The organism is Achromobacter aegrifaciens (genome assembly GCF_902859965.1).
Classification (GTDB): Bacteria; Pseudomonadota; Gammaproteobacteria; order Burkholderiales; family Burkholderiaceae_B; genus Achromobacter; species Achromobacter aegrifaciens.
Genome location: NZ_CADIKO010000002.1, coordinates 1,023,450 through 1,044,472 on the forward strand (window position 1 = coordinate 1,023,450; position 21,023 = coordinate 1,044,472).

General features: G+C 67.2%; 22 protein-coding genes. 13 read left to right on the forward strand and 9 right to left on the reverse strand.

Features of this window, described 5'->3' with window-relative positions; genetic code table 11:
• Positions 1 to 12: 12 nt before the first annotated feature.
• The 3 genes from HV793_RS15930 to HV793_RS15940 form a co-directional block, all read right to left on the reverse strand.
• Positions 13 to 1,023 carry an aldo/keto reductase gene (locus tag HV793_RS15930; protein WP_175213496.1) on the reverse strand — a complete coding sequence of 337 codons (1,011 nt, stop codon included), beginning with the start codon at positions 1,021 to 1,023 and terminating at the stop codon, positions 13 to 15.
• 692 nt (positions 1,024 to 1,715) lie between these two features.
• Positions 1,716 to 2,768 carry a serine hydrolase domain-containing protein gene (locus tag HV793_RS15935; protein WP_175213497.1) on the reverse strand — a complete coding sequence of 351 codons (1,053 nt, stop codon included), beginning with the start codon at positions 2,766 to 2,768 and terminating at the stop codon, positions 1,716 to 1,718.
• Positions 2,769 to 2,792: 24 nt separating this feature from the next.
• Entirely contained in the window at positions 2,793 to 3,989 is a 1,197-nt protein-coding gene (locus HV793_RS15940) for a pyridoxal-phosphate-dependent aminotransferase family protein (RefSeq protein ID WP_175162877.1), read from the reverse strand.
• Positions 3,990 to 4,274: 285 nt separating this feature from the next.
• Here HV793_RS15940 and HV793_RS15945 point away from each other — a divergent pair, with 285 nt between their 5' ends.
• The 7 genes from HV793_RS15945 to HV793_RS15975 all read left to right on the forward strand — a co-directional run bounded on the left by HV793_RS15945 (position 4,275) and on the right by HV793_RS15975 (position 11,853).
• Positions 4,275 to 4,946 (forward strand): GntR family transcriptional regulator, encoded by a 672-nt coding sequence (locus HV793_RS15945; RefSeq protein WP_225588818.1) that lies wholly within the window; start codon positions 4,275 to 4,277, stop codon positions 4,944 to 4,946.
• A gap of 88 nt (positions 4,947 to 5,034) precedes the next feature.
• Complete coding sequence (locus tag HV793_RS15950; RefSeq protein WP_119449429.1) at positions 5,035 to 6,606, forward strand: ABC transporter substrate-binding protein; 1,572 nt, start codon at positions 5,035 to 5,037, stop codon at positions 6,604 to 6,606.
• A 65-nt stretch (positions 6,607 to 6,671) separates the two neighbouring features.
• Positions 6,672 to 7,589: an ABC transporter permease gene (locus tag HV793_RS15955; protein ID WP_054456461.1), complete on the forward strand. Its 918-nt coding sequence runs from the start codon at positions 6,672 to 6,674 to the stop codon at positions 7,587 to 7,589.
• A gap of 1 nt (position 7,590) precedes the next feature.
• Complete coding sequence (locus HV793_RS15960) at positions 7,591 to 8,502, forward strand: ABC transporter permease (RefSeq protein ID WP_175213498.1); 912 nt, start codon at positions 7,591 to 7,593, stop codon at positions 8,500 to 8,502.
• Between the two features lie 2 nt (positions 8,503 to 8,504).
• Positions 8,505 to 9,494 (forward strand): ABC transporter ATP-binding protein, encoded by a 990-nt coding sequence (locus tag HV793_RS15965; protein ID WP_054456460.1) that lies wholly within the window; start codon positions 8,505 to 8,507, stop codon positions 9,492 to 9,494.
• Complete coding sequence (locus tag HV793_RS15970; protein WP_175213499.1) at positions 9,491 to 10,462, forward strand: ABC transporter ATP-binding protein; 972 nt, start codon at positions 9,491 to 9,493, stop codon at positions 10,460 to 10,462. The genes HV793_RS15965 and HV793_RS15970 overlap by 4 nt, the downstream gene beginning before the upstream one ends.
• Positions 10,459 to 11,853, forward strand: coding sequence for a M20 family metallopeptidase (locus tag HV793_RS15975; protein WP_175213500.1), 1,395 nt, complete (start codon positions 10,459 to 10,461; stop codon positions 11,851 to 11,853). The genes HV793_RS15970 and HV793_RS15975 overlap by 4 nt, the downstream gene beginning before the upstream one ends.
• Before the next feature lie 47 nt (positions 11,854 to 11,900).
• Here HV793_RS15975 and HV793_RS15980 read toward each other — a convergent pair whose 3' ends face one another.
• The gene (locus HV793_RS15980) at positions 11,901 to 12,797 is read right to left on the reverse strand and encodes a LysR family transcriptional regulator (protein WP_175213501.1); all 897 of its coding nucleotides are present in this window, start codon (positions 12,795 to 12,797) and stop codon (positions 11,901 to 11,903) included.
• Between the two features lie 112 nt (positions 12,798 to 12,909).
• Here HV793_RS15980 and HV793_RS15985 point away from each other — a divergent pair, with 112 nt between their 5' ends.
• Complete coding sequence (locus HV793_RS15985; protein ID WP_175213502.1) at positions 12,910 to 13,305, forward strand: hypothetical protein; 396 nt, start codon at positions 12,910 to 12,912, stop codon at positions 13,303 to 13,305.
• 70 nt (positions 13,306 to 13,375) lie between these two features.
• Here HV793_RS15985 and HV793_RS15990 read toward each other — a convergent pair whose 3' ends face one another.
• Complete coding sequence (locus HV793_RS15990; protein WP_225596824.1) at positions 13,376 to 13,921, reverse strand: TetR/AcrR family transcriptional regulator; 546 nt, start codon at positions 13,919 to 13,921, stop codon at positions 13,376 to 13,378.
• A gap of 152 nt (positions 13,922 to 14,073) precedes the next feature.
• On the opposite strand from HV793_RS15990, the gene HV793_RS15995 reads away from it, so the two are divergent.
• The 3 genes from HV793_RS15995 (at position 14,074) to HV793_RS16005 (ending at position 16,332) form a co-directional block, all read left to right on the forward strand.
• Positions 14,074 to 14,532 (forward strand): carboxypeptidase regulatory-like domain-containing protein, encoded by a 459-nt coding sequence (locus HV793_RS15995; protein ID WP_175213503.1) that lies wholly within the window; start codon positions 14,074 to 14,076, stop codon positions 14,530 to 14,532.
• Between the two features lie 120 nt (positions 14,533 to 14,652).
• Positions 14,653 to 15,231 carry a hypothetical protein gene (locus HV793_RS16000; RefSeq protein WP_175213504.1) on the forward strand — a complete coding sequence of 193 codons (579 nt, stop codon included), beginning with the start codon at positions 14,653 to 14,655 and terminating at the stop codon, positions 15,229 to 15,231.
• A 129-nt stretch (positions 15,232 to 15,360) separates the two neighbouring features.
• Positions 15,361 to 16,332 carry a tripartite tricarboxylate transporter substrate binding protein gene (locus HV793_RS16005; RefSeq protein ID WP_175213505.1) on the forward strand — a complete coding sequence of 324 codons (972 nt, stop codon included), beginning with the start codon at positions 15,361 to 15,363 and terminating at the stop codon, positions 16,330 to 16,332.
• Positions 16,333 to 16,360: 28 nt separating this feature from the next.
• Here HV793_RS16005 and HV793_RS16010 read toward each other — a convergent pair whose 3' ends face one another.
• From HV793_RS16010 to HV793_RS16020, 3 genes are all read right to left on the reverse strand, one after another.
• The gene (locus HV793_RS16010; RefSeq protein ID WP_175213506.1) at positions 16,361 to 16,678 is read right to left on the reverse strand and encodes a hypothetical protein; all 318 of its coding nucleotides are present in this window, start codon (positions 16,676 to 16,678) and stop codon (positions 16,361 to 16,363) included.
• Positions 16,668 to 17,174, reverse strand: a complete 507-nt coding sequence (locus HV793_RS16015; protein WP_054456450.1) for a 2-thiouracil desulfurase family protein — start codon at positions 17,172 to 17,174, stop codon at positions 16,668 to 16,670. Before HV793_RS16015 ends, HV793_RS16010 begins: the two co-directional genes overlap by 11 nt.
• A gap of 103 nt (positions 17,175 to 17,277) precedes the next feature.
• Complete coding sequence (locus tag HV793_RS16020) at positions 17,278 to 17,544, reverse strand: hypothetical protein (RefSeq protein WP_119449419.1); 267 nt, start codon at positions 17,542 to 17,544, stop codon at positions 17,278 to 17,280.
• A gap of 97 nt (positions 17,545 to 17,641) precedes the next feature.
• Here HV793_RS16020 and HV793_RS16025 point away from each other — a divergent pair, with 97 nt between their 5' ends.
• Positions 17,642 to 18,436: an AraC family transcriptional regulator gene (locus HV793_RS16025; RefSeq protein ID WP_119449418.1), complete on the forward strand. Its 795-nt coding sequence runs from the start codon at positions 17,642 to 17,644 to the stop codon at positions 18,434 to 18,436.
• A gap of 26 nt (positions 18,437 to 18,462) precedes the next feature.
• On the opposite strand, the gene HV793_RS16030 is transcribed toward HV793_RS16025, so the two are convergent.
• Positions 18,463 to 20,184 (reverse strand): NYN domain-containing protein, encoded by a 1,722-nt coding sequence (locus HV793_RS16030; RefSeq protein ID WP_175213507.1) that lies wholly within the window; start codon positions 20,182 to 20,184, stop codon positions 18,463 to 18,465.
• Positions 20,185 to 20,286: 102 nt separating this feature from the next.
• On the opposite strand from HV793_RS16030, the gene HV793_RS16035 reads away from it, so the two are divergent.
• On the forward strand, positions 20,287 to 20,859 hold the full coding sequence (locus HV793_RS16035) for a GNAT family N-acetyltransferase (protein ID WP_125471696.1): 573 nt from the start codon (positions 20,287 to 20,289) through the stop codon (positions 20,857 to 20,859).
• The last annotated feature ends 164 nt before the right edge of the window (positions 20,860 to 21,023 follow it).

Genomic DNA, 21,023 nt, shown 5'->3' on the forward strand with positions numbered 1-21,023 from the left:
TGGGCTTATGCTTCAGGCCGCTGCTACCGGGCGGCCGTAGAACGGATAGTTGGGGTCGTTGTAGCCGTGGCTGGACGCATGGCCCGGCGTGACCCAGTCGTTGACGACGGCCTCGTCCTCGGCCGTGATCTTCACGTCCAGCGCCGCGTAGTAGTCCTCCATCTGCGCCAGGGTGCGCGGGCCGGCGATGACGGCGGTGATGACGGGATTGGCCAGCACCCAGGCAGTGGCGAAATGCCCCGCCTGCGTGCCGCGGACTGCGGCGTGCGCCACCAGCTTTTGCGCGATTTCCAGGGACTCTTCGCGGAATTCGGTCGCCAGGATGCGGCGGTCACCGCGTCCGGCGCGGGTGTCGGCCGCGGGCGCCTGGCCCGGCAGGTACTTGCCGGTGAGCACGCCGCGCGCGATCGGGCTGTAGGGCACGACGCCCAGTCCATAGTGCTTGCAGGCGGGCAGGATCTCGACTTCGGGACCGCGGTTGAGCATGTTGTAGTAAGGCTGGCACACGACGGGTTGCGGCACGCCCATTTTTTCGCACAGGCGCATGACCTCGGCGATGCGCCAGCCACGGAAGTTGGACAGGCCGAAGCTGCGCAGCTTGCCGGCGCGGATCAGGTCGCCCAGCGCCCACAGGGCTTCTTCGAGGTTTTCCTCATGGTAGTCGCGGTGCAGGTAGAGGATGTCCATGAAGTCGGTGCCCAGGCGCGCGAGGCTTTCCTCCACGCCGCGCATGAGCCACTGGCGCGAATAGTGGGCCTGGTTTGGGCCGGTTCCGACGGCGTTGCCGATCTTGCTGGCAAGCACCCAATCGTGGCGCTGGCCTTTCAGTAGCTTGCCGACCACCTCTTCGGAGCGGCCGCCGTTATAGACGTCGGCGGTGTCGATGAAGTTCAACCCATGGTCACGCGCGGACGCGACGATGCGGGCGGCTTCGTCGTCGGGGGTCTGCTCGCCGAACATCATGGTGCCCAGGCAGAGCGGAGAGACGCGGAGATTGCTGCGGCCGAGGCGGCGGTAGTTCATGGTTGGCTTCCTCTCGTTCACGGAAATGGATTAGGCGGGAGCATGCAACGGCAGGCCCGCGCGAGTCAAATTCGCATCTTGGGCATTCTTGGATGGATTGTTGACGTTTGGTGTTGTGAGGCTGGGGTTCTTGAGTCGCCGGCGTCCGGACTGCGGGATTCCGATGCTCGCCCCGGTGGGGCTGCGCTTCGGATCCCTCCGCCCGGCCACCGGCTCAAGGCATCTACCCATGAACGGGCCTGAAACCAATGCATTGGGCTGCTGTCAGCCGAGGCGGCCCGGAGCCATCCGAAGCGCAGCCCCACCGGGGTGAGCATCGGAATGGCGCAGGGCTGCCTCGGCGGCTAAAGAACTCCGACATCCGCAAGCTCAAAGCCCTGTCGCTTCGGTTTTGTGAGGCAGGGTTCATGAGTCGCCGGCGTCCGGACTGCGGGATTCCGATGCTCGCCCCGGTGGGGCTGCGCTTCGGATCCCTCCGCCCGGACACCGGCTCACGGCATCTACCCATGAACGGACCTAAGACCAGTGCATTCGGCTGCTGTCAGCCGAGGCGGCCCGGAGCCATCCGAAGCGCAGCCCCACCGGGGCGAGCATCGGAATGGCGCAGGGCAGCCTCGGCGGTTCAGAACCCCGACATCCGCATACTCGAAGCCGCCTACAGCCGCCACATCAAATACCTAGCCAAAAACGATCTAGACCCCAGCGTCCACCGCCTCCAGGATCTTGCCGAACAGCGCGTCGGCGTGGGCCGAGTCCAGCCAGCGCACAATCACCACCATCTGCCGCTCCGGTTCCACCCACGTAAACGAGCTACCCGCCCCCACGCCAAAGAAGCTGGAAGCCGGCACGCTGGGAAACACGCGGCCTTCATGATTCAGCCAGATCAGATAGCCGTAATACGGCGCAATCGCGCATGGCGTGCGCATGTCCCGGATCCACTCGCTGGACAGGATGCGACGGCCGTTGGCCATGCCGTCGTTCAGCAGCATCTGGCCGATCAGCGCCTGGTCGCGGGCGCTGATGGACATCCCGCCGCCCCAGTGCGAACCGCCCGGCACCGACGGCATGCGCTGGCCGTCGATCTCGACCCAGGCGTTGTCGTAGCCGACCCACTGCCAGTTTTCGCTGGCGCCGATGGGCCGCGTAACCGCCTCGCGGAAGACCTCGGGCAAGGGTTTGCGGAACAGGTGCAGCAGCGCGTACGACAACTGGTTGATGCGCACGTCGTTGTATTCCCAGTACGTGCCGGGACGCTGCAAGGGCCGCGCTTCGCCCTTCTTGCCGTCCGGCGGCACGCCGAAGGTGACGGCGCGATAGCGATCGGCCTGGTCGGATACGCCAAAGCGTTCGCCTTCCCATTCGCTGGTCTGCTGCAGCAGATGACGCCAGGTGATGTCGGCGTTCTGCCCTTCGTCGAAGCCGATGCCGGGCACGCGCTTGCCCACGGGCTCGTCCACGTCCGGCAGCAGGCCGCGGTCATGGGCCACGCCGGCCAGGATTGCCAGGTACAGCTTGGCCACGCTGAAGGTCAGGTCGGCGCGCTCGGGCTCGCCCCAGGACGCGACGGTCTCGCCGCGCACGGTGACCACGCCCGACACCGGGCCGCGGTCGTGGATGGGGCCCAGCAGGCGGTTCCAGGGCGGCGGATCGTTCAGGTGCACGCCAAAGTTGCCCTTGACGCTGCGGTCCCAGGCGGATTCGTGGTCGTTGGCGAACTGGATCGCCTGCTGCATGAGTGTGTTCATCGTTTCCCTCGTTATGTGTGTGTCTCAGGCCGCTACGCTTGCGCGCGAGCCGGCCAGGAATTCCATTGCCGCCTGCACGCCGCCCGCCCTATGCGGCACGGCTGCCGCGGCCAGGCCCATTTCCACGCCGGCCAGCGTGCCGCACAGCGTCAGGTCGTTGAAGTGGCCCAAGTGGCCGATGCGGAACACGCGGTCGGTGAGCTTGCCCAGGCCCTGCCCCAGCGACATGTCGAAACGTTCCAGCACCAGCTTGCGGAAGGCGTCGGCGCCATGGCCTTGGGGCATGACCACCGCAGTGAGCGCCGGGCTGTGCGCGGCCGGATCCAGGCTCAGCAGCTCCAGCCCCCACCCGGCCAGAGCCAGGCGCGTGGCCTGGGCATGGCGCTGGTGGCGCGCGAAGACTTGCGGCAAGCCTTCTTCGCGCAGCATGGCCAGGGCTTCGTGCAGGCCGTAAAGCAGGTTGGTCGAAGGCGTGTACGGAAAGTAGCCGCGGGCGTTGGCGGCGAGCATCTCGCGCCAGTCCCAGTACGAGCGCGGCAGCCGCGCCTCGTCGGCCGCGGCCAGGGCGCGTGCGCTGACGGCGTTGAAGGCCAGGCCGGGCGGCAGCATCAGGCCCTTCTGCGAACCGGCCACGGTCACGTCCACGCCCCATTCGTCGTGGCGGTAGTCGATGGAGCCCAGCGACGAGATCGTGTCCACCATCAGCAGCGCCGGGTGCGCGGCGCCGTCGATCGCGGCGCGCACGGCCGGGATGTCGCTGGTCACGCCGGTGGAGGTTTCGTTGTGCACCACGCACACGGCCTTGATCTTGCGCCCCTGGTCTTCGGCGAGGCGGGCGGCGATGGCTGCCGCGTCCACCGGGTGGCGCCAATCGCCTTCCAGGAAGTCCACCTCCAGGCCCAGCCGCCCCGCCAGCTTGCGCCACAGGCTGGCGAAATGGCCGGTCTCGACCATCAGCACGCGGTCGCCGGGCGACAAGGTGTTGACCAGCGCGGCCTCCCAGGCGCCGGTGCCGGACGACGGGAAGATCACCACCGGCGACTGCGTCTGGAACACCTGCTTGACGCCTTCCAGCACCGCCAGGCCCAACGCGCCGAACTCGGGTCCGCGATGGTCGATGGTGGGCTGGTCGATCGCGCGCAGCACGCGGTCGGGCACGTTGGTGGGCCCCGGAATCTGCAGGAAATGCCGGCCGGACGGATGACTGTTCAGGGTAAGCATGCGTAGTCCCAAAGTGGAATATTTTTGTATACCAACGAAAGGCGCAGGGCAGACAAGCAGGACTTTCCCCGCGCGCGGACTTGCGGCATGCGTCACTCTATCCCATTGTTTTTGCGTTAATAACCTAGGGTATACACCCATCTGGTGATACGGAAAGACAGGTTTATAGTCTCGCAAAACACGGGGAATTTTTGTATACCAATGAGCAGCGTTTCCAGCCTGATGCCTGATTCCGGCGCCGCCAGCCTGGCCGCCGAAACCGCGCCGCCGCCTGCGGCGCGCGGCATGGGCAACGGCCGCACGCTGCCGGCCACGGTGGCCGGGCAACTGCGCGAACGCATCATCCAGGGCGAATTCCCGCCCGGCTCGCGGCTGAACGAGCGCACCCTGTGCGACTTGCTCGGCGTATCCCGCACCCCCTTGCGCGAAGCCTTCCGCGTGCTGGCCGCCGAAGGCCTGGTGCAGATCGAACCGAACCGCGGGGCGCAGGTAGTGGCGCTGTCGGAAGCGAACATCCGCGAAGCCTTCGAGGTCATCGGCGGGCTGGAGGCCATGTCCTGCCGGCTGGCCTGCGAACGGGCCACGGACCAGGAAATCGCCGAGATCCGCGCGCTGACCTACGAAATGATGGCCAGCCACGCGCGCCACGACCTCCCCACCTATTTCCGCACCAATCGCGAAATCCACGAACGCATCAGCCTGGCCGCGCACAACAGCCTGCTCAAGCAGCTGTACGACGCCCAGAACGCGCGCATCCAGAACCTGCGCTTCGTCTCGAACGAGAACCGCCAGAAATGGGATCTGGCGATGCGCGAGCACATCGAGATGGCCGAGGCCCTGGACGCGCGCGACGCGGACCGGCTGGCCGGCATCATGCGCCAGCACTTGCAGCGCAAGTGCGAGGCCGCGTTGAAGACCCTTACCCAACCGCCCGCGGCGGCGGCCGATTCCGGCTGACCCGCCGCAGGCAGCACAGCGGGCCGCGCCGCCCGCGACAAGATGGCAGATAAGCAGTACGTGCAGTGACTTCCACAGGAGCCTCACCATGACTGATTTCCGCATCACCCCCGCAGCATCCGCGCCGACCTGGCGCAGCCCCCTCCCCCTCAAGGCCCTGGCTGCCGCCCTGTTGGCCTGCGCCACGCTGGCGGCCCAGCCAGCGCTGGCCGGCAAGAAGGACGACACCGTGCGCATGGCCTACGACCAGGCGCCGGAAAGCGTGGATCCCTACTACAACAACGTGCGGATCGGCGTCATCATCGCCGCCAACGTCTGGGACACCCTGCTCTACCGCGACCCGGTCACCAACGAGTACAAGGGGCAGCTCGCCAAGAGCTGGAAGCAGGTCGACGACAAGACCATGGAATTCGAGCTGCGTGAAGGCGTCAAATTCCATAACGGCGAAGAGTTCGACGCGGATTCGGTGGTGTACACGCTGAACTACGTGGCGGACCCGAAGAACAAGGCCGTCACGCAGCAGAACGTGGCCTGGATCGACAAGGTCGAGAAGATCGACAAGTACAAGGTGCGCCTGACCACCAAGGAGCCCTTCCCCGGCGCCAAGGAATACCTATCCACCACCGCCGCCATACATCCGGCCAAGTACTACCAGGAAGTCGGGCCCAAGGGCATGAACGCCAAGCCGGTGGGCTCCGGTCCCTACAAGGTGGTGGACTACCAGCCCGGCAAGTCCATCACGCTGGAGCGCAACGCCGATTACTTCAAGGATTCGCCCAAGGCCCAGCCGAAGATCGGCAAGGTGGTGATCCGCTTCATCCCCGACCGCCAGACGCAGATGGCCGAGGTCATCTCGGGCGGCGAGGACCTGATCATGAGCGTGCCCAAGGACCAGGCCGAGCAGCTGGGCGGCATGCCCTCGCTGCAGATGGTCACGGGCGACACCATGCGCATCGTCTTCATGCAGATGAACATCCAGGAAGGCACGCCCGCGCCGCAGCTCAAGGACGAACGCGTGCGGCGCGCCATCATCCACGCCATCGACCGCGAAGCCATGTTGAAGAACATCGTGGGCGAAGGCGGCGGTCTCATCAACACCATCTGCACGCCTTCGCAGACGGGCTGCACCCAGGAAGGCGCGCCGGTCTACAAGTACGATCCCGCCCAGGCCAAGAAACTGCTGGCGGAAGCGGGCTACCCCAACGGCTTCGACATCGACCTGGTGGCGTATCGCGAGCGCAACCAGACCGAAGCCATCATCAACTACCTGCAGGCGGTGGGCATCCGCGCCAAGCTCAACTTCCTGCAGTACGCCGCCATGCGCGACATGATCCGCGCCAACAAGGCCTCGCTCACGCACCAGACCTGGGCGTCCAATCTGGTCAACGACGTGTCCGCGTCCACGCCTGTGTACTTCGCCTTCGGCAACGACGACATCACCCGTGACCCGCAGGTGCGCGACCTGCTCAACAAGGGCGACCACACCATCGAGAGCGGCGCGCGCAAGGCCGCCTACAAGCAGGCGCTGGACCTGATTGCACAGAAGGCCTATGCGGTGCCGCTGTGGACCCTGCCCGCCTACTACGTGACCACCAAGGACCTGAACTTCAAGCCCTATTCGGATGAACTGGTGCGCTTCTGGGACATGAGCTGGAAGTAAGGCGCGGCCCCGCGCCGGCCTGGCATCGCGCCGGGCCGGCGTGAGTCCAACGAAGAGGAAGCCCTATGCTGTATTTCACGATCAGGCGCCTGGGCCTGGCGGTGCTGGTGGCGCTGACGGTCTCGATCCTGGCGTTCCTGCTGCTGCACCTGTCCGGCGACCCGGCGCTGGCGCTGGCCGGCGAAGGCGCGCGCCAGGCCGACATCGACATGATCCGCAAGACCTACGGCCTGGACCGGCCGCTGGCCGTGCAGTACGCGGACTGGCTCTGGCACATCCTGCAGGGCGATTTCGGCACCTCGGTGTATTTCAAGACCGAGGCGGGACCGCTGATCCTCTCCAAGCTCAAGACCACCCTGCTGCTGGGCCTGGGCGCGCTGGCCTTCGCGCTTCTGATCTCGATTCCGCTGGGCGTGCTGGCCGCGCTGTACAAGGGCAGCCTGATCGACCGCATATGCCTGGCCATCGCCGTGCTGGGTCAGGCGCTGCCCAACTTCTTCTTCGCGCTGATCCTGATCATGCTGTTCTCGATATCGCTGCGCATCCTGCCGGTGTCAGGCAGCGGCAGCTGGCAGCATTTCGTGATGCCGGCGATCGCGCTGGGCTATTACGTGGCCCCCGCCTTCATGCGCCTGATCCGCGCCGGCATGATCGAAGTCCTGGCCGCCGACTACATCCGCACCGCGCGCGCCAAGGGCCTGCCGGCACGCAAGATCGTCTTCAAGCACGCGCTGCGCAACGCCATCGTGCCGGTAGTGGCGCTGGCCGCGGTGCAGCTGGGCTACCTGCTGGGCGGCTCGGTCGTCATCGAAACCATCTTCGCGCTGGACGGCCTGGGCTACCTGGCCTACCAGAGCATCACCTACAAGGACTATCCCGTGATGCAGCTGATCGTGCTGCTGCTGTCGGTGCTCTACGTGCTGCTGACCCTGGCCGCCGATATCGCCAACGCGTGGCTGGACCCGCGCATCCGGGTGTCCTGACATGAACACGCCTACCCTGACCCCGTCCGCTTCCGGCGCCCCGGCGCCGCTGCAACTGTCCGCGTCCGCCCTGCGCTGGCGGCGGCTGCGCCGCAACAAGGCGCTGCTGGCCGGCGGCGGCATCCTGCTCCTCATCGTGCTGATCGCGCTGTTCGCGCCCTGGATCTCGCCGCATGACCCCTACTACCAGGACCTGGCCTACCGCACGGCGCCGCCGGTCTGGTACGCCAAGGGCACCTGGCTGCACCCGCTGGGCACCGACCAGCTGGGCCGCGACTACATGTCGCGCCTGTTCTACGGCGCGCGCATCTCGCTTCTGATCGGCATCAGCGTGGCGCTGATCTCGGGCCTGATCGGCACGGCCATGGGCATGGCGGCCGGCTACTTCGGCGGCAAGGTCGACATGGCGGTGTCGTTTCTCATCACCACCCGCTTGTCCATGCCCGTGATCCTGGTGGCGCTGGCCACCGTCGCCATCGTCGGCGGCTCGCTGTGGGTCGTGATCCTGGTGCTGGGGCTACTCAAGTGGGACCGCTATGCGGTGGTGATGCGCAGCGCCACCCAGCAGGTGCGCTCGCTGGAATACGTGGCCGCGGCGCAGGCCGCGGGCGCGTCCACCTGGCGCATCGTCTGGGGCGAAGTGCTGCCCAATGTGGTGCCGCAACTGATCGTGATCGCCACGCTGGAAGCCGCCAGCGCGATCCTGCTGGAAGCTTCCCTGTCCTTCCTGGGCCTGGGCGTGCAGCCGCCGCTGCCGTCGTGGGGCCTGATGATCTCGGAGGCCAAGGCCTACATGTTCTTCTCGTTCTGGCTGATCGCCATACCGGGGTCGGCGCTGGCGCTGCTGATCTTCGCGATCAACCTGGCCGGCGACGGGCTGCATCAACTCCTGACGCCTGAAGAGAGGGCCTGAGCATGAGCGACACCGACATCGTGCTGGACGTGCAGGGTCTCACCGTCGACATCGCCACGCCGCGCGGCCCGCTGCACGCGGTGCGCGACGTGTCCTTCCAGGTCCGGCGCGGCGAAACGCTGTGCCTGGTGGGGGAATCGGGCTGCGGCAAGTCCATGACCTCCCTGGCCATCATGGGTCTCTTGCCCAAGGCCGCCCGGCGCAGCACGCGGCGGCTGGCGGTGCTGGGCGAAGACCTGTCCGCCGCGCGCGGCGGGCGCATCAACGCGCTGCGCGGCAGCAAGATGGCCATGATCTTCCAGGAGCCGATGACGGCGCTGAACCCCGCCTACGCCATCGGCGAACAGCTGACCGAGCACTACATCCACCATTGCAAGGCCGGCGCGCGGCAGGCCCGCGACCGCGCGGTGGAGCTGCTGGAGAAAGTCGGCATCGCGTCGGCCGGGCAACGGCTATCCCAGTATCCGCACCAGCTCTCCGGCGGCCTGCGTCAGCGCGTGATGATCGCCATGGCGCTGATGTGCGGCCCGGAGCTGCTGATCGCCGACGAGCCCAGCACCGCGCTGGACGTGACCATCCAGGCGCAGATCCTGCGTCTGCTGGCCGACCTGCAGGCCGAGCTGGGCATCGCCATGGTGCTGATCACCCACGACCTGGGCGTGGTCGCGCGCATCGCGCGCCAGGTCGCGGTGATGTACGCGGGCCAGATCGTGGAAGAAGGACCCGTGGCGGAACTGTTCGCTTCGCCGCGCCATCCCTACACCCAGGGGCTCCTGGGCTGTATCCCCGTGCCCGGGCGCACGCCGCCCGGCGAGGCGCTGGGCACCATCCCGGGCGTCGTGCCCGCGCTGGTGGGCGAACTGCAGGGCTGCGCCTTTCGCGACCGCTGCCCGCACGCCCAGCCGCAATGCCGCCATGAGGTACCCGTACACGGCGCCGCATCCGGCCAGCAATGGCGCTGCATCCTCGAATCCGAAGGAGTCCCGGCATGAGCCCATTGCTACAAGCCGAGACTGTCAGCAGGCAGTTCTCGATCCGATCCGGCATGTTCCGGCCGCGCAGCACGCTGCACGCCGTCAACGGCGTGGACCTGGCGGTGGAGCGCGGCGCGGTGCTGGGCATCGTGGGCGAATCCGGCTGCGGCAAATCCACGCTTGCCCGCATGCTGCTGGGACTGACGCCGCCCACCGAGGGGGCGATCCGGCTCGACGGCCAGGACATCCGCAACCTGGGCCGGCGTGCGCTCGCCCGCCGCGTCCAGCCCATCTTCCAGGATCCATATTCGTCGCTGAATCCGCGGCGCTCCATCGCCTCCATCGTCTCGCTGCCGCTGGAAGTGCACGGCATTCCCAATCCGAAGCAGCACAAGGCCATCGAGATGCTGGAGCGCGTGGGCCTGCCGCCCCGGCTGGCCCACAACACGCCAGGCCAGCTGTCCGGCGGCCAGCGCCAGCGCGTGGCGATTGCGCGAGCGCTGGTGATGCATCCCGAGATCGTCATCTGCGATGAGCCGACCTCGGCGCTGGACGTGTCGGTGCAGGCGCAGATCATGAACCTGCTGATGGACCTGCGGCGCGAATTCAACCTGACCTATGTCTTTATCAGTCACAACCTGGCGGTGGTGGAGCACATCGCCACCCACGTGGCGGTGATGTACCTGGGCCGGGTGGTGGAATCCGCGGTCACGGCGCAACTATTCCATGATCCGCGCCATCCCTACACACAGGCGCTGCTGGCCTCGGTGCTGACGCCCGAACCCGGACTGGGCATACCCGACATGGGCCTGGGCCTGTCATTCCCGGATCCGCTGCGTCCGCCCTCGGGTTGCCCCTTCCACCCGCGCTGTCAGCAGGCCATGGCGCAATGCAAGACCGAATGCCCGGCATTGGTCCGGCGCGAGCAATCCGTGGTGGCCTGCCACCTCTATCCCCCTACCTCCAACGGAGTCCAGCCATCATGACCCGCGCACAAGCCATCGCCCAGGCGGAACAGTGTTTTGATTCCGGCGCCTTCCGCGCGCTATTGGCTCGCCGCCTGGCCCAGCCCACCGAAAGCCAGAACCCGGCGCGCGCGCCCGAACTCGCGGCCTACCTGGAAGCCGAGATCCGGCCCGCCTTCGAAGCGCTGGGCTTCACCTGCCGCACGCTGACGCACCCGAAGGCGCTCGCGCCGTTCCTGTATGCCGAGCGCATCGAGGATCCGGCCCTGCCCACCGTGCTGGGCTACGGCCATGGCGACGTCATCCGCGGCCTGGAAAAGGAATGGAAGGAAGGCCTGTCGCCCTGGGCGCTGACCGAATCCGAGGGCCGCTGGTATGGCCGCGGCATCGCCGACAACAAAGGCCAGCACAGCATCAACATGGAAGCGCTGCGACTGGTGCTGGAGACGCGCGGCAAGCTGGGCTTCAACGCCAAGTACCTGATCGAGATGGGCGAGGAAACCGGCTCCATGGGCCTGCGCGACCTGTGCGAGGAACACCGGGCGCTGCTGGCGGCGGACCTGCTCATCGCCTCCGACGGCCCGCGCCTGAGCGCGGAACGCCCCACCATCTTCCTGGGCGCGCGCGGCAGCCTGAACTTCGACCTGAGCATCGAGGCCCGCGCGGGCGGCCACCACTCGGGCAACTGGGGCGGCCTGATCTCAAATCCCGGCATCCAGCTGGCCCACGCCATCTCCACATTGGTTTCGCCCACCGGCCAGATCCGCATCCCCGAATGGGTGCCGCGCGAACTGCCCGCCGCGGTGCGGCGCGCCCTTGCCGATTGCCAGGTGGACGGGGGCGCCGATGGTCCCGAGATCGAACCCTGGTGGGGCGAGCCGGGGCTGTCGCCGGCAGAGCGCGTGTTCGGCTGGTGCTCGTTCGAGGTGCTGGCCTACAAGACCGGCAATCCCGACACGCCCGTCAACGCCATTCCGCCGCGCGCCTGGGCCCGCTGCCAGCTGCGCTTCGTGGTGGGCGTGGATCCGGACGACCTGGTCCCCGCCCTGCGCCGCCATCTGGACCGCCAAGGCTTCCCCATGGTCCAGATCACGCTGACGCGTGAGAACATGTTCCGCGCCACCCGCATCGACCCTGACGACGCCTGGGTGCGCTGGGCGGTGGGTTCGCTGGAACGCACCTCCGGCGCCAAGACCGCCGTGCTGCCCAACCTGGGCGGCTCGCTGCCCAACGACATCTTCACCGACGTGCTGGGCCTGCGCACGATCTGGGTGCCGCACTCCTATCCAGGCTGTTCCCAGCACGCGCCGAACGAACACTTGCCGCCGGCCTTGCTGCGGCAGGCATTGAGCCTGATGACAGGACTGTATTGGGATCTGGGCGCGGGCGGCACGCCGGCATTGGAGCGCTGAGACGCGAGGCCCCAGCATGTTCGCATGCAAAGGACCATGCGCCGCCCCTAAGGCTTGCCGGACGGCCCCAGCCGCTCCCGCAGGAAATCGATGAAGCGCCGGACCTTGGCGCTGACGTGGCGGGTGTCGGGATACACGGCGTAGACCTCCAGGCGCGGCAGCGCATACGAAGGCAGCAGGCGTTGCAATGTGCCGCGCGCCAAAGGCTCTTCCAGCAGCCACTCCGGCAGCGCGGCCACGCCGCATCCGACCTCGGCAAAAGCCAGCAGCGCCGAAGCCGTATCGGCCTGCGCCACCGGCGCCACGCGCAGCTCGTGCTCGCGCCCCTTGCTGTCCGTCAGCCGCCAACGGTCGCTGCGGCCAGGTCGGTTGGCCAGCCAGGGCAGCGCCGCCAGCGCCTGCGGCGTGCGCGGCGCGCCGTGCTGCGCCAACAGGTCCGGACTGCCCACGATCCATAGCCTGAACTGGCCGATGCGCGTGGCCCGGTAGTTGGAATCCTCCAGCGCCCCCACCCGTATGGCCAGGTCCAGCCGTTCGGCGATCAGGTCCGCATGCGCGGACCCGGCGCGGTAGCCCACCCGCAAGGCGGGATGCGCACGCGCGAATGCCGCCAGCGCCGGCGCCACCACCCGGTTGCCGTAGTCCACCGACGCCGTCACGCGCAGGCTGCCCGACAGCGCCGTCTGGCCGGAACGCGCCTCGTCCACCGCGGCCTCGGCTTCGCGCAGCAGCCGCGCGCAGTGGCCGTAAAAGCCTTCCCCCGCCTCGGTCAGCGCCAGCCGCCGAGTGCTGCGCGTGAGCAGCGCCACGCCCAGCTCCTGTTCCAACTGCTTGATGTTGAAGCTGACCACCGCCTTGGTCGTGCCCAGCGCATCGGCCGCCGCGGTAAAAGAGCCGGCCTCGGCCACCGCCGCATACATCGCCAGACGATTCAGATTGATCATGGAAGGCCTGGATTAATTGTCAAAAAAACACGAACAGTATATCCATTGATAGGTCGTTTTTCGGGAACAACCTGGCTCCTAGAATGGCGCTCCCTTTCCAGGAATCCCACCCATGTCCGACCTTTCATCCCATTGCCTGCGCCTGGCTGTCGACGTCCATGCCCGTATCGAAGGCTGGATCGGCTCGCCCGATGCCCCGGATACACAGCTGACCGCCCTGCTCAAGGATTTTGCGCCCGGCTTCAGCATGATCGCCGCCGACGGTCAGCGTCTGCCCGCGGAGGCTTTGCCGGCCTTGTTCGGCAGATTGCGCGGCTCCCGCCCCGGCTTGAAGATCGACATCGACGAGCTGGCCGTGCTGCACGCCGGCGCGGATTCGGTCTTGCTGAGCTACCGTGAACGCCACGCCTGGAGCGCGGGCGCGACCCAGCGCCGGGCGACAGCGCTGTTTGCCCTCCAGCCCGGCGGCCAGCCGCAATGGATGTATCTGCAAGAAACCTGGGCTTGAGCGCCGGACCGCGCGAATGCAATTCAGGCCCGGATTCGGATCCGGATTCCGGCCAAAAAAAAGCCTCCGGCTAGGAGGCTTGTCGGAGCGGTTTTCGTATCCCGTCCAGCAACAGGCTGGTGACGACTTCCGCCAGGGCTTGCTGCCTGGCCGCATCCGGCTCCTGCCGCGTGAACCGTTCGATGATGCCCATCATGGATTGGGCGTACCAGTCGGCCGGAATGTCCTCGCGGAGCAGTCCCACCTTTTGCTCGGCCCTCACGTTGTCGGCGATCATCGCGGCCAGCTCGTTCTTGAGCGCCTCGGCCTCGGCGGCCTGGAAGAAGCCGATGCGCGTCAGGTTCGGATCCTCTTGCAGAATGGCGAGCAGGCCGCTCACGCCCAGGCGGACGCGACTGTCCAATCCGGCGTCTTGCAGGCCGTCCGGCATGCGCGCCTGGCCGATGGCCTGGCGCAAGCGCTGCGCGAACAGGCCCACCAGTTCATCGTAGGCTGCCTGTTTGCCGGCGAAGTATTGATAGAAGACAGGTTGGGTCACGCCGGCGCGGGCGACGATGTCGCTGATCCGGGTATGCTGGAATCCGCGTTCCGCGAATTCCGCTGCCGCGACCTCCAGAAGTTGAGCCCGTGTGCGTTCACCCTTGGTGAGACGCTTGTCTTGCGGTAAAGAAGAAGGTCGTGCCGTAATCATCGCGAGAAAATACTACCCTTCCGCGCTTTTAGCCACTGGTTTTACCCACGGTTCCCACAACGGATACAACCATTGCAATGTCCTTCCCAAAGTGCTTGCCGACCATTGCCCCCCTGGCGCTCGCCAGCCTGCTATCGGGCTGCGTGCCCTACCCCGTGTACAAGACCATGCAGCCTGACGCCCGCGCCACTGTGCTGGACGAAAATTCCCAGCCCCTGGCCGATGCGCGGGTGGTGTTGATCAGCAGCACGTTTCCCTATGGGCGGGAACAATTCCGCAATGAAACCCGCAGCGCGTCCGACGGCAGCGCCGCGTTCGGGGCCCTGAAGGAATGGCGCGCCGAATCGATGATGATCCACGGGGCGCAGGTGTACTTCTGGAACTGGTGCGTGGAGAAAACGGGCTACGAAACCTACATGACGCTGGACCGCGACGCCGCGTATTTCAACGATAAGCCGCAGATCACGTTGCGCCCCGGCGAGTCGCGTTCCTGCAACAACTGGCCCGAGCGCCGGGACCCGTCCGCCTCCCGCTGAAATCAGTTGAAATCTCCGTAGCGCTTGAGACACTTTATGGGAGCGGCCAGGCGGTAAAGTGGCAATATCGGTCCGGGTCCCGCGTCACGCTGGGCCCCGGGGCGGATCAGGAGCAAGATCATGAAGCGGTTTTCTGGCCGTATGGCCATCGTCGCGGCGCTGGCGTTGGCCGTGGCAAGCGCGCCTGCCATGGCTGGCGGGCGTGGCGGCGGTTATTGGGGCGGCGGCCACGGCGGCGGATACCACGGTGGCGGATACCACGGCGGGTACCACAATTACCATGGCGGCAGCAGCAGTTCCGACGGTTGGTGGATAGGCGGCGCCTTCGCGCTGGCCACCATAGGCCTGCTGTTGGCGGCTGATTCCGGGCCCTCCTACACCCAGGCGGGCGTCTATTCGTCGGGCGTGGGCTACACCAGCCCGCCGGTCTACGCGGCCCCCGTCTACAACGCGCCAGTGTACGAGGCGCAGCCCGTGTACAGCGCGCCCCAGCCTCAGTACGAGCCGGTGCAATACGAGTCCACCGCGCCCGTCAACAGCGCCCAGGCCAGCGCCACCATGGACTGCCAGCGTTGGGCCATGAACCAGAGCGGATACGACCCGGCCACCATCACGCAATGGACCACCCAGGTCATGGTGGACTCCTACAACCGGGCGCTGGATTCCTGCATGACCAGCCGCGGCTACCGCTCGCACTGAAGCGCCATTCCGGGTATTCCCGCTTGCCCTGCCGCGCCGGCCTGCACACACTGCATGCCGGCGCGCCTCTTTGCAGGGCCGTTGCCGCGTCCCGACGGACAGGCCGTCGGGCATAGACAAGGGGAAAGCATGTTGAATTTCAAGCGGATCGCCGGGCTGTGCGCAATCAGCGCAGCCTGCGCGTTCTCTGCCGCCGCGCAAGCGCAAGCCGACGCCAAGGCCATGACCATCGTCGTGCCCTATGGTGCGGGCGGCATCGTCGACAACACGGCGCGCGCGTTCGCGCAGAAACTGGCGGCGGAACTGGGCCGGCCCGTGGTGGTCGAGAACCGCGGCGGCGCGGGCGGCATGATCGGCATGAACACGGTGGCGCGGGCTCACGACGAGAATACCCTGGCCTTTACCGCCGTCAGCCCCGTCACGCTATCGCCGCATGTGATGAAGACGCTGTACGACCCCTTGAAGGATCTGGCGCCGGTGGCCTCCGTGATGTATTCGCCGGTGTATCTGGTGGGCGGCCCGAAGTTCACGGGCAAAACCTTCCAGGACATGCTGGCCCAGGCCAAGGCCGATCCCGGCGGCCTGTCGCTGGCGACGGCCGGCGTGGGGTCGCTGGGGCATTTGATGCTGGAGCAGATCAATGGCCAAGCGGACGTGCGCATCACCCACGTGCCGTACAAGGGCATGGCGCAGATGGTGCCCGATGCCCTCGGTGGACAATTTACGCTGATGCTGGTGAATGCCTCCGGTCCGGTCAATGCGCTGATCGACGAAGGCAAGCTCACGCTGCTGGCGGTGGGTTCCCCCGCCCGGCTGCCCGGACGGCCCGGCACGCCCACGCTGGCCGAACTGGGCTATCCCATGGCAAACATGACATCCACTTTCGGGTTTTTCGCTCCCGCCAGCACCAGTCCGGATTTCCGCCAGCGCATGAACGGCCTCATCAACCGCATCGCCGCCATGCCGGACATCAGCAAACCGCTGACGGACGCGCTGAACATCATGTCGCCCGGGACGGTGGGGCAGTTCACGGCCCAGGTGCAGAAGGAATACGCCGATAACGGCCGGATCGTGAAGCAGGCCGACATCCGCAGCGAATGACCGCGTGAGGCAGTAAGCGGCTGGCGGCTCAGCGGCGCCAGCCGCGCCAGCCGCAGAGCAGGCCGACGGCCAGCATGACGCCGGCGGGCAGGATCCAGACGAATCCCGAATCCGTGTAGACCACCTGGTCGACCGGATCGTAGTAACGGCCCAGCTCGTTGAAGTCCCACTTCAGGTATTGCGCGTACCAGGCGTAGAAAAAGAAGCCGGACAGGGCCAGGCAGAGGCCGGCGGCCAGGCGCAGGAGGCCCTTGCTGCGGCCGGTGCGCACTGCGGCCTTCCAGGCCAGGACCGCGCAACCGGCCACTCCCAGCAGCACCAGCAGGTCGCCCACATCAACGCCCATCGGCCGCCTCCAGGCCGGCCAGACAGGCCTGGGCCTCATCCCACTGTTTCTCGCTGAAGACGCGCAGGCCGGCCCGGGCCAGCAGTTCGGCCGTCACGCCCACGCCGGGCTGCTTGCGGCCGGCGAAATGGCCGTCGTACACGTAGCCGCTACCACAGGAAGGGCTACCCTCCTTCAGCACCGCGATGCCGATGCCGTGCTTGCGCGCGGCTTCCAGCGCTGCTTGCGCGCCATGCACGAAGGGCGCGGTGACATCCTCGCCCGACACCGCCATGACGCGAGCGCGGCCGGCCAGCACGGCGGCGGCGTCCGAGTCCGGCTCGATCTCGGCGGGCGGACGCGGAACCGGCATGCCGCCCGCCATTTCCGGACAGACCGCCACCACCCGGCCTTCGTCCCGCCAGCGCGTCAGCACGGCGTGGTCATGGGAGGCGCCGCGTCCGTCGTAGCGTACGGGGTTGCCCAGCAGACAGGAACTGACCAGAACGTATTGCATGCGTAATCCGAGGCGATGGACCGCAACACGGCGCGCGGCCCTTATTCAAAGCATGCATGATAGAGCACCGGGCTTGGCGCGCGGACGCCTGTGTGGCCAGGGCTCAGCTTGCGGCCGCGCCCATTTCGCGCATCCAGGCGCGCAGCGCGGGATCCCGTACCTGCAGCACGTCGAACAGCCCCAGCGCATTGAGCGCCGGCAAGGCATCCTGGATGTCCGTACGCGCATCGGCCACGGCCTGGGCCGGCGCCTGTGGGTCGAGGCAGACGCGGGCGTTGGCGAGAAACGCCCCCACCGTACCCTTGCGCACCGCCACGCCGTTGAACTCCCCCAGATCCCTGCCGTCGGGCAGGATATCGCTTGCTTTCATGTTGTGCTCCTGTAGCTGTTCAAGACAGGAGTTACGATAGACGGGCCCGCGTGGCAAGTCTGCGCGGTTCTGGCCATCCAATACGGTATTTCTGCCAATGGCACTGCCTGCTCTCACCCCTCCCTTGCTTGATCCTGGACGCGCCCGCGACCGCGGCGGTCCCAGGCTGATCGCCGTACGCAGCCAGGATGGCGCGCTACGCCATACCGCCATGCATCAGCATGCGCGGGGGCAGCTATTGGGCGCCTATCAAGGCTTGCTGACGGTCTATGCGGGAGACCATCAATGGGTGGTGGCATCCCGCCAGACGGTGTGGATACCCCCCGACGTACCGCACGGACTGTACTCGCATGGTCCGTATGCCGGCTATAGCGCGTACTTGAGCCCGGCGGCTTGCGCGGGGCTGCCTGCCGGTCCTTGCGTGCTGCACGCCTCCGATCTGCTGCTGGCCGCCGTGGGCCGCGCCGCGTCCTGGAGCGACGACGCAATCGACCCGGCGCGCAGCCGCCTGATCGAGGTGATCCGGGATGAAATCAGAACCCTGCCGCATGCCGGCCAGCCCCTGCTCCTGCCGCGAGACGCGCGTCTGCAGCGGCTGGCGCTGGCGCTGTCGAACCAGCTCTCGGACACCCGGACGCAAGAAGAATGGGCCGCCGCCATCGGCATGTCGCCGCGCACGCTGGCGCGCCGCTACCTGGCGGAAACCGGCCTGACCCTGGGCGCCTGGCGGCAGCGCGCCCGCCTGATGCGGGCGCAGGAAATGCTGGCCGAAGGCGCGGCCGTGACCACAGTGGCCTTGGAGCTGGGCTATGACAACGTCAGCGCCTTCATTGCCATGTTCAAGCGCGAGCTGGGCGCCACGCCGGGCCGCTACGGCGGCCCGGGCGGTTGAGCGCTGTCAGCCCTGAAGCCGGGGCTTCAGGATTCCCCGGCCGTCTTGCTGGCCCGGCGCGCGCGGGGAGCCGCCTTGCTGGCGGTCTTGGCGGCGCTCTTGCGGGCAGGCTTGGCGGGCGCTTCGGATGCCGCCGCAGCCGCTGGCTCGGCCGGCGCCACGGGTGCGGTCTTGGCGGCGGTCTTCTTGGCAGCGGGACGGCTGCGGGTCGCGGCCCGTTTCGATGCGGGCTTGTCGGCTGCGGGCTCTGCAGCCGCATGCGTGTCCGCCACGGGCTGGACGGCCTTGGCCTCGTCCCTTGCGGCAATCCTGGCCATGCCGCCCTCGAACGGGTCGGACATCTTGGCAGGCGTTTTGCTCGCGGGCTGGCTGCGGCTTTCCGCGGCAGGTTGGGCAAAGGTCCATTCAGCGATGTTCACCGCCGGCAACGGCTGGCGCGCTTGCGGCAGGGGCTTGGGCATGGGCGGCAGACGCGAGGGTTGGACCGGTTTCGATTCCTGCGCTCGAGCCAGGGCGTCGGCCCGCATGGCGTCCAGCTTGGCGGCATCCGCTTGTTCGTCGGCCTGCCTGGCGGCATCGGGCTGCGCGGTCGCCGGCGCTATGGCGGCGGATTGCGCGGCTGCCTCAGTCGGGGCCGGCGCCTTGGTTGCGGGTTGGACGGAAGACGCCGCGGACGAAGCTTCGGACGGCGCGGCAGCGCTCTCGCCAGCGGTTTCCTGCTCGGCAGTCTGGTTGGCTCCCCTGCCCTCGCCGCCCGACTTGCGCCCGCCACGCGATTTGCGGCCGGAGCGGGAACGGGATTCTTCCTGAGCCGCGCCGGCGGACGCGTCGCCGGTCTCGGCCGCTGCCGGTTGACGGGCCGAGGCTGAACGGGATCCGCCATCGGCTGCGGCGCGATTCGCGGCTGCAGCCCCGTCCGCGCTGTCGCGGTATACGTAGGTGCCGGCGTTTTCCTCGCGCCCGACTTCCAGCAGGCCGCGCGACTGCGCCTCGTCCAGCAGGTTGCCGAAGGCGCGGAAGCCGTAGTAGGACTCGTTGAAATCCGGCCGGCGGCGCTTGAGCGCATCCTTCAGGGCGGACGCCCAGATCTTGCCGCTGTCGCCGCGTTCGGCCATGAGGGCTTCGAAGGTCTCGGCAACCATTTCCACGGCCTGGGTCTTGCGGGCCTCGAGTTCTTCCTTGCGGCGGCGTTCCTCGTCGGGCGTGCGGCGCTGCTGGCCCGCGGCGGCGCCGCCACGGTTGTCGCGGCGCGCGTCGGCTGCGCGCTGGCCTTCGCGGGCCAGGTCGTCATAGAAGATAAATTCATCGCAGTTGGCGATGAGCAGGTCCGAGGTGGACTGCTTCACGCCCACGCCGATCACTTTCTTGTTGTTCTCGCGCAGCTTGGAAACCAGGGGCGAAAAATCGGAATCGCCGCTGATGATCACGAAAGTATTGACGTGGGACTTGGTGTAGCAAAAGTCCAGCGCGTCCACGACCAGCCGGATGTCGGCGGAATTCTTGCCGGACTGGCGCACGTGCGGGATCTCGATCAGTTCGAAATTGGCCTCGTGCATGGGGGCCTTGAATTCCTTGTACCGCTCCCAGTCGCAATAGGCCTTCTTGACCACGATGCTGCCCTTGAGCAGCAGCCGTTCCAGCACCGGCCGGATGTCGAACTTCTGGTACTTGGTGTCGCGTACGCCCAGCGCCACGTTCTCGAAATCACAGAAAAGCGCCATGCTGACGTTTTCGTTGGGGGTATTCATGTTTTTGCTCCAATGCTGCCGCGGCGCCGGGCGAGACGCCGCCAGATGACGCTCATGATATACATATCTGCCGCCGGCACGCGGCGCCCGCCCCCAGCAGCCATGCCTGAAGCTCCTTTGTTCCCGCCTCTTGCCACCGACCGCCTGATCCTGCAGCCCTTGGAAATCGGCGACGCCGAAGCGATCCAGCGCCTGTTCCCGCAGTGGGAAGTGGTGCGCTACCTGGTCGACCAGGTGCCATGGCCCTACCCGCCCGACGGGGCGCGCAGCTATCTGGAACAAGTGGCGATCCCTGCGATGCGGCGCGGCAAGGAGTGGCACTGGTCCATCCGCACCCGTCAGGCGCCCGCCAGCCTGATAGGCATCGTCAGCCTGATGGACGACGATTCCTGGAACAACCGCGGTTTCTGGCTGGACCCCGCCCATCACGGCCGGGGCTACATGACCGAGGCCAGCGAAGCCGCCACCGCATACTGGTTCGAGGTCCTGGGCAAGCCTTTGCTGCGGGCGCCCAAGGCCGCCACCAACACCGCCTCGCGCCGGATTTCGGAGCGAGGCGGCATGCGCCTGGTCGCCACCGAGGAGCGCGGCTACGTCAGCGGACGGCTGCCCACGGAAATCTGGGAGATCACGCGCGAGGAATGGTTCGCCCGCCAGGATCGCCAGGGCCGATAGGGCCGACGCGGGATCGACGAGGAGCCGATGCGGGGCTCGCGGCTTGCCGGCATATGCACCGGCCGATCCTGCGTCTTATCCGACCCTTTTATTTCCGGACCGACCTGCGCCCCGCCGACCGCTTCAAGCCGCCGCTTACCGCCCTTTTCGCCCCGTTTTCCGGT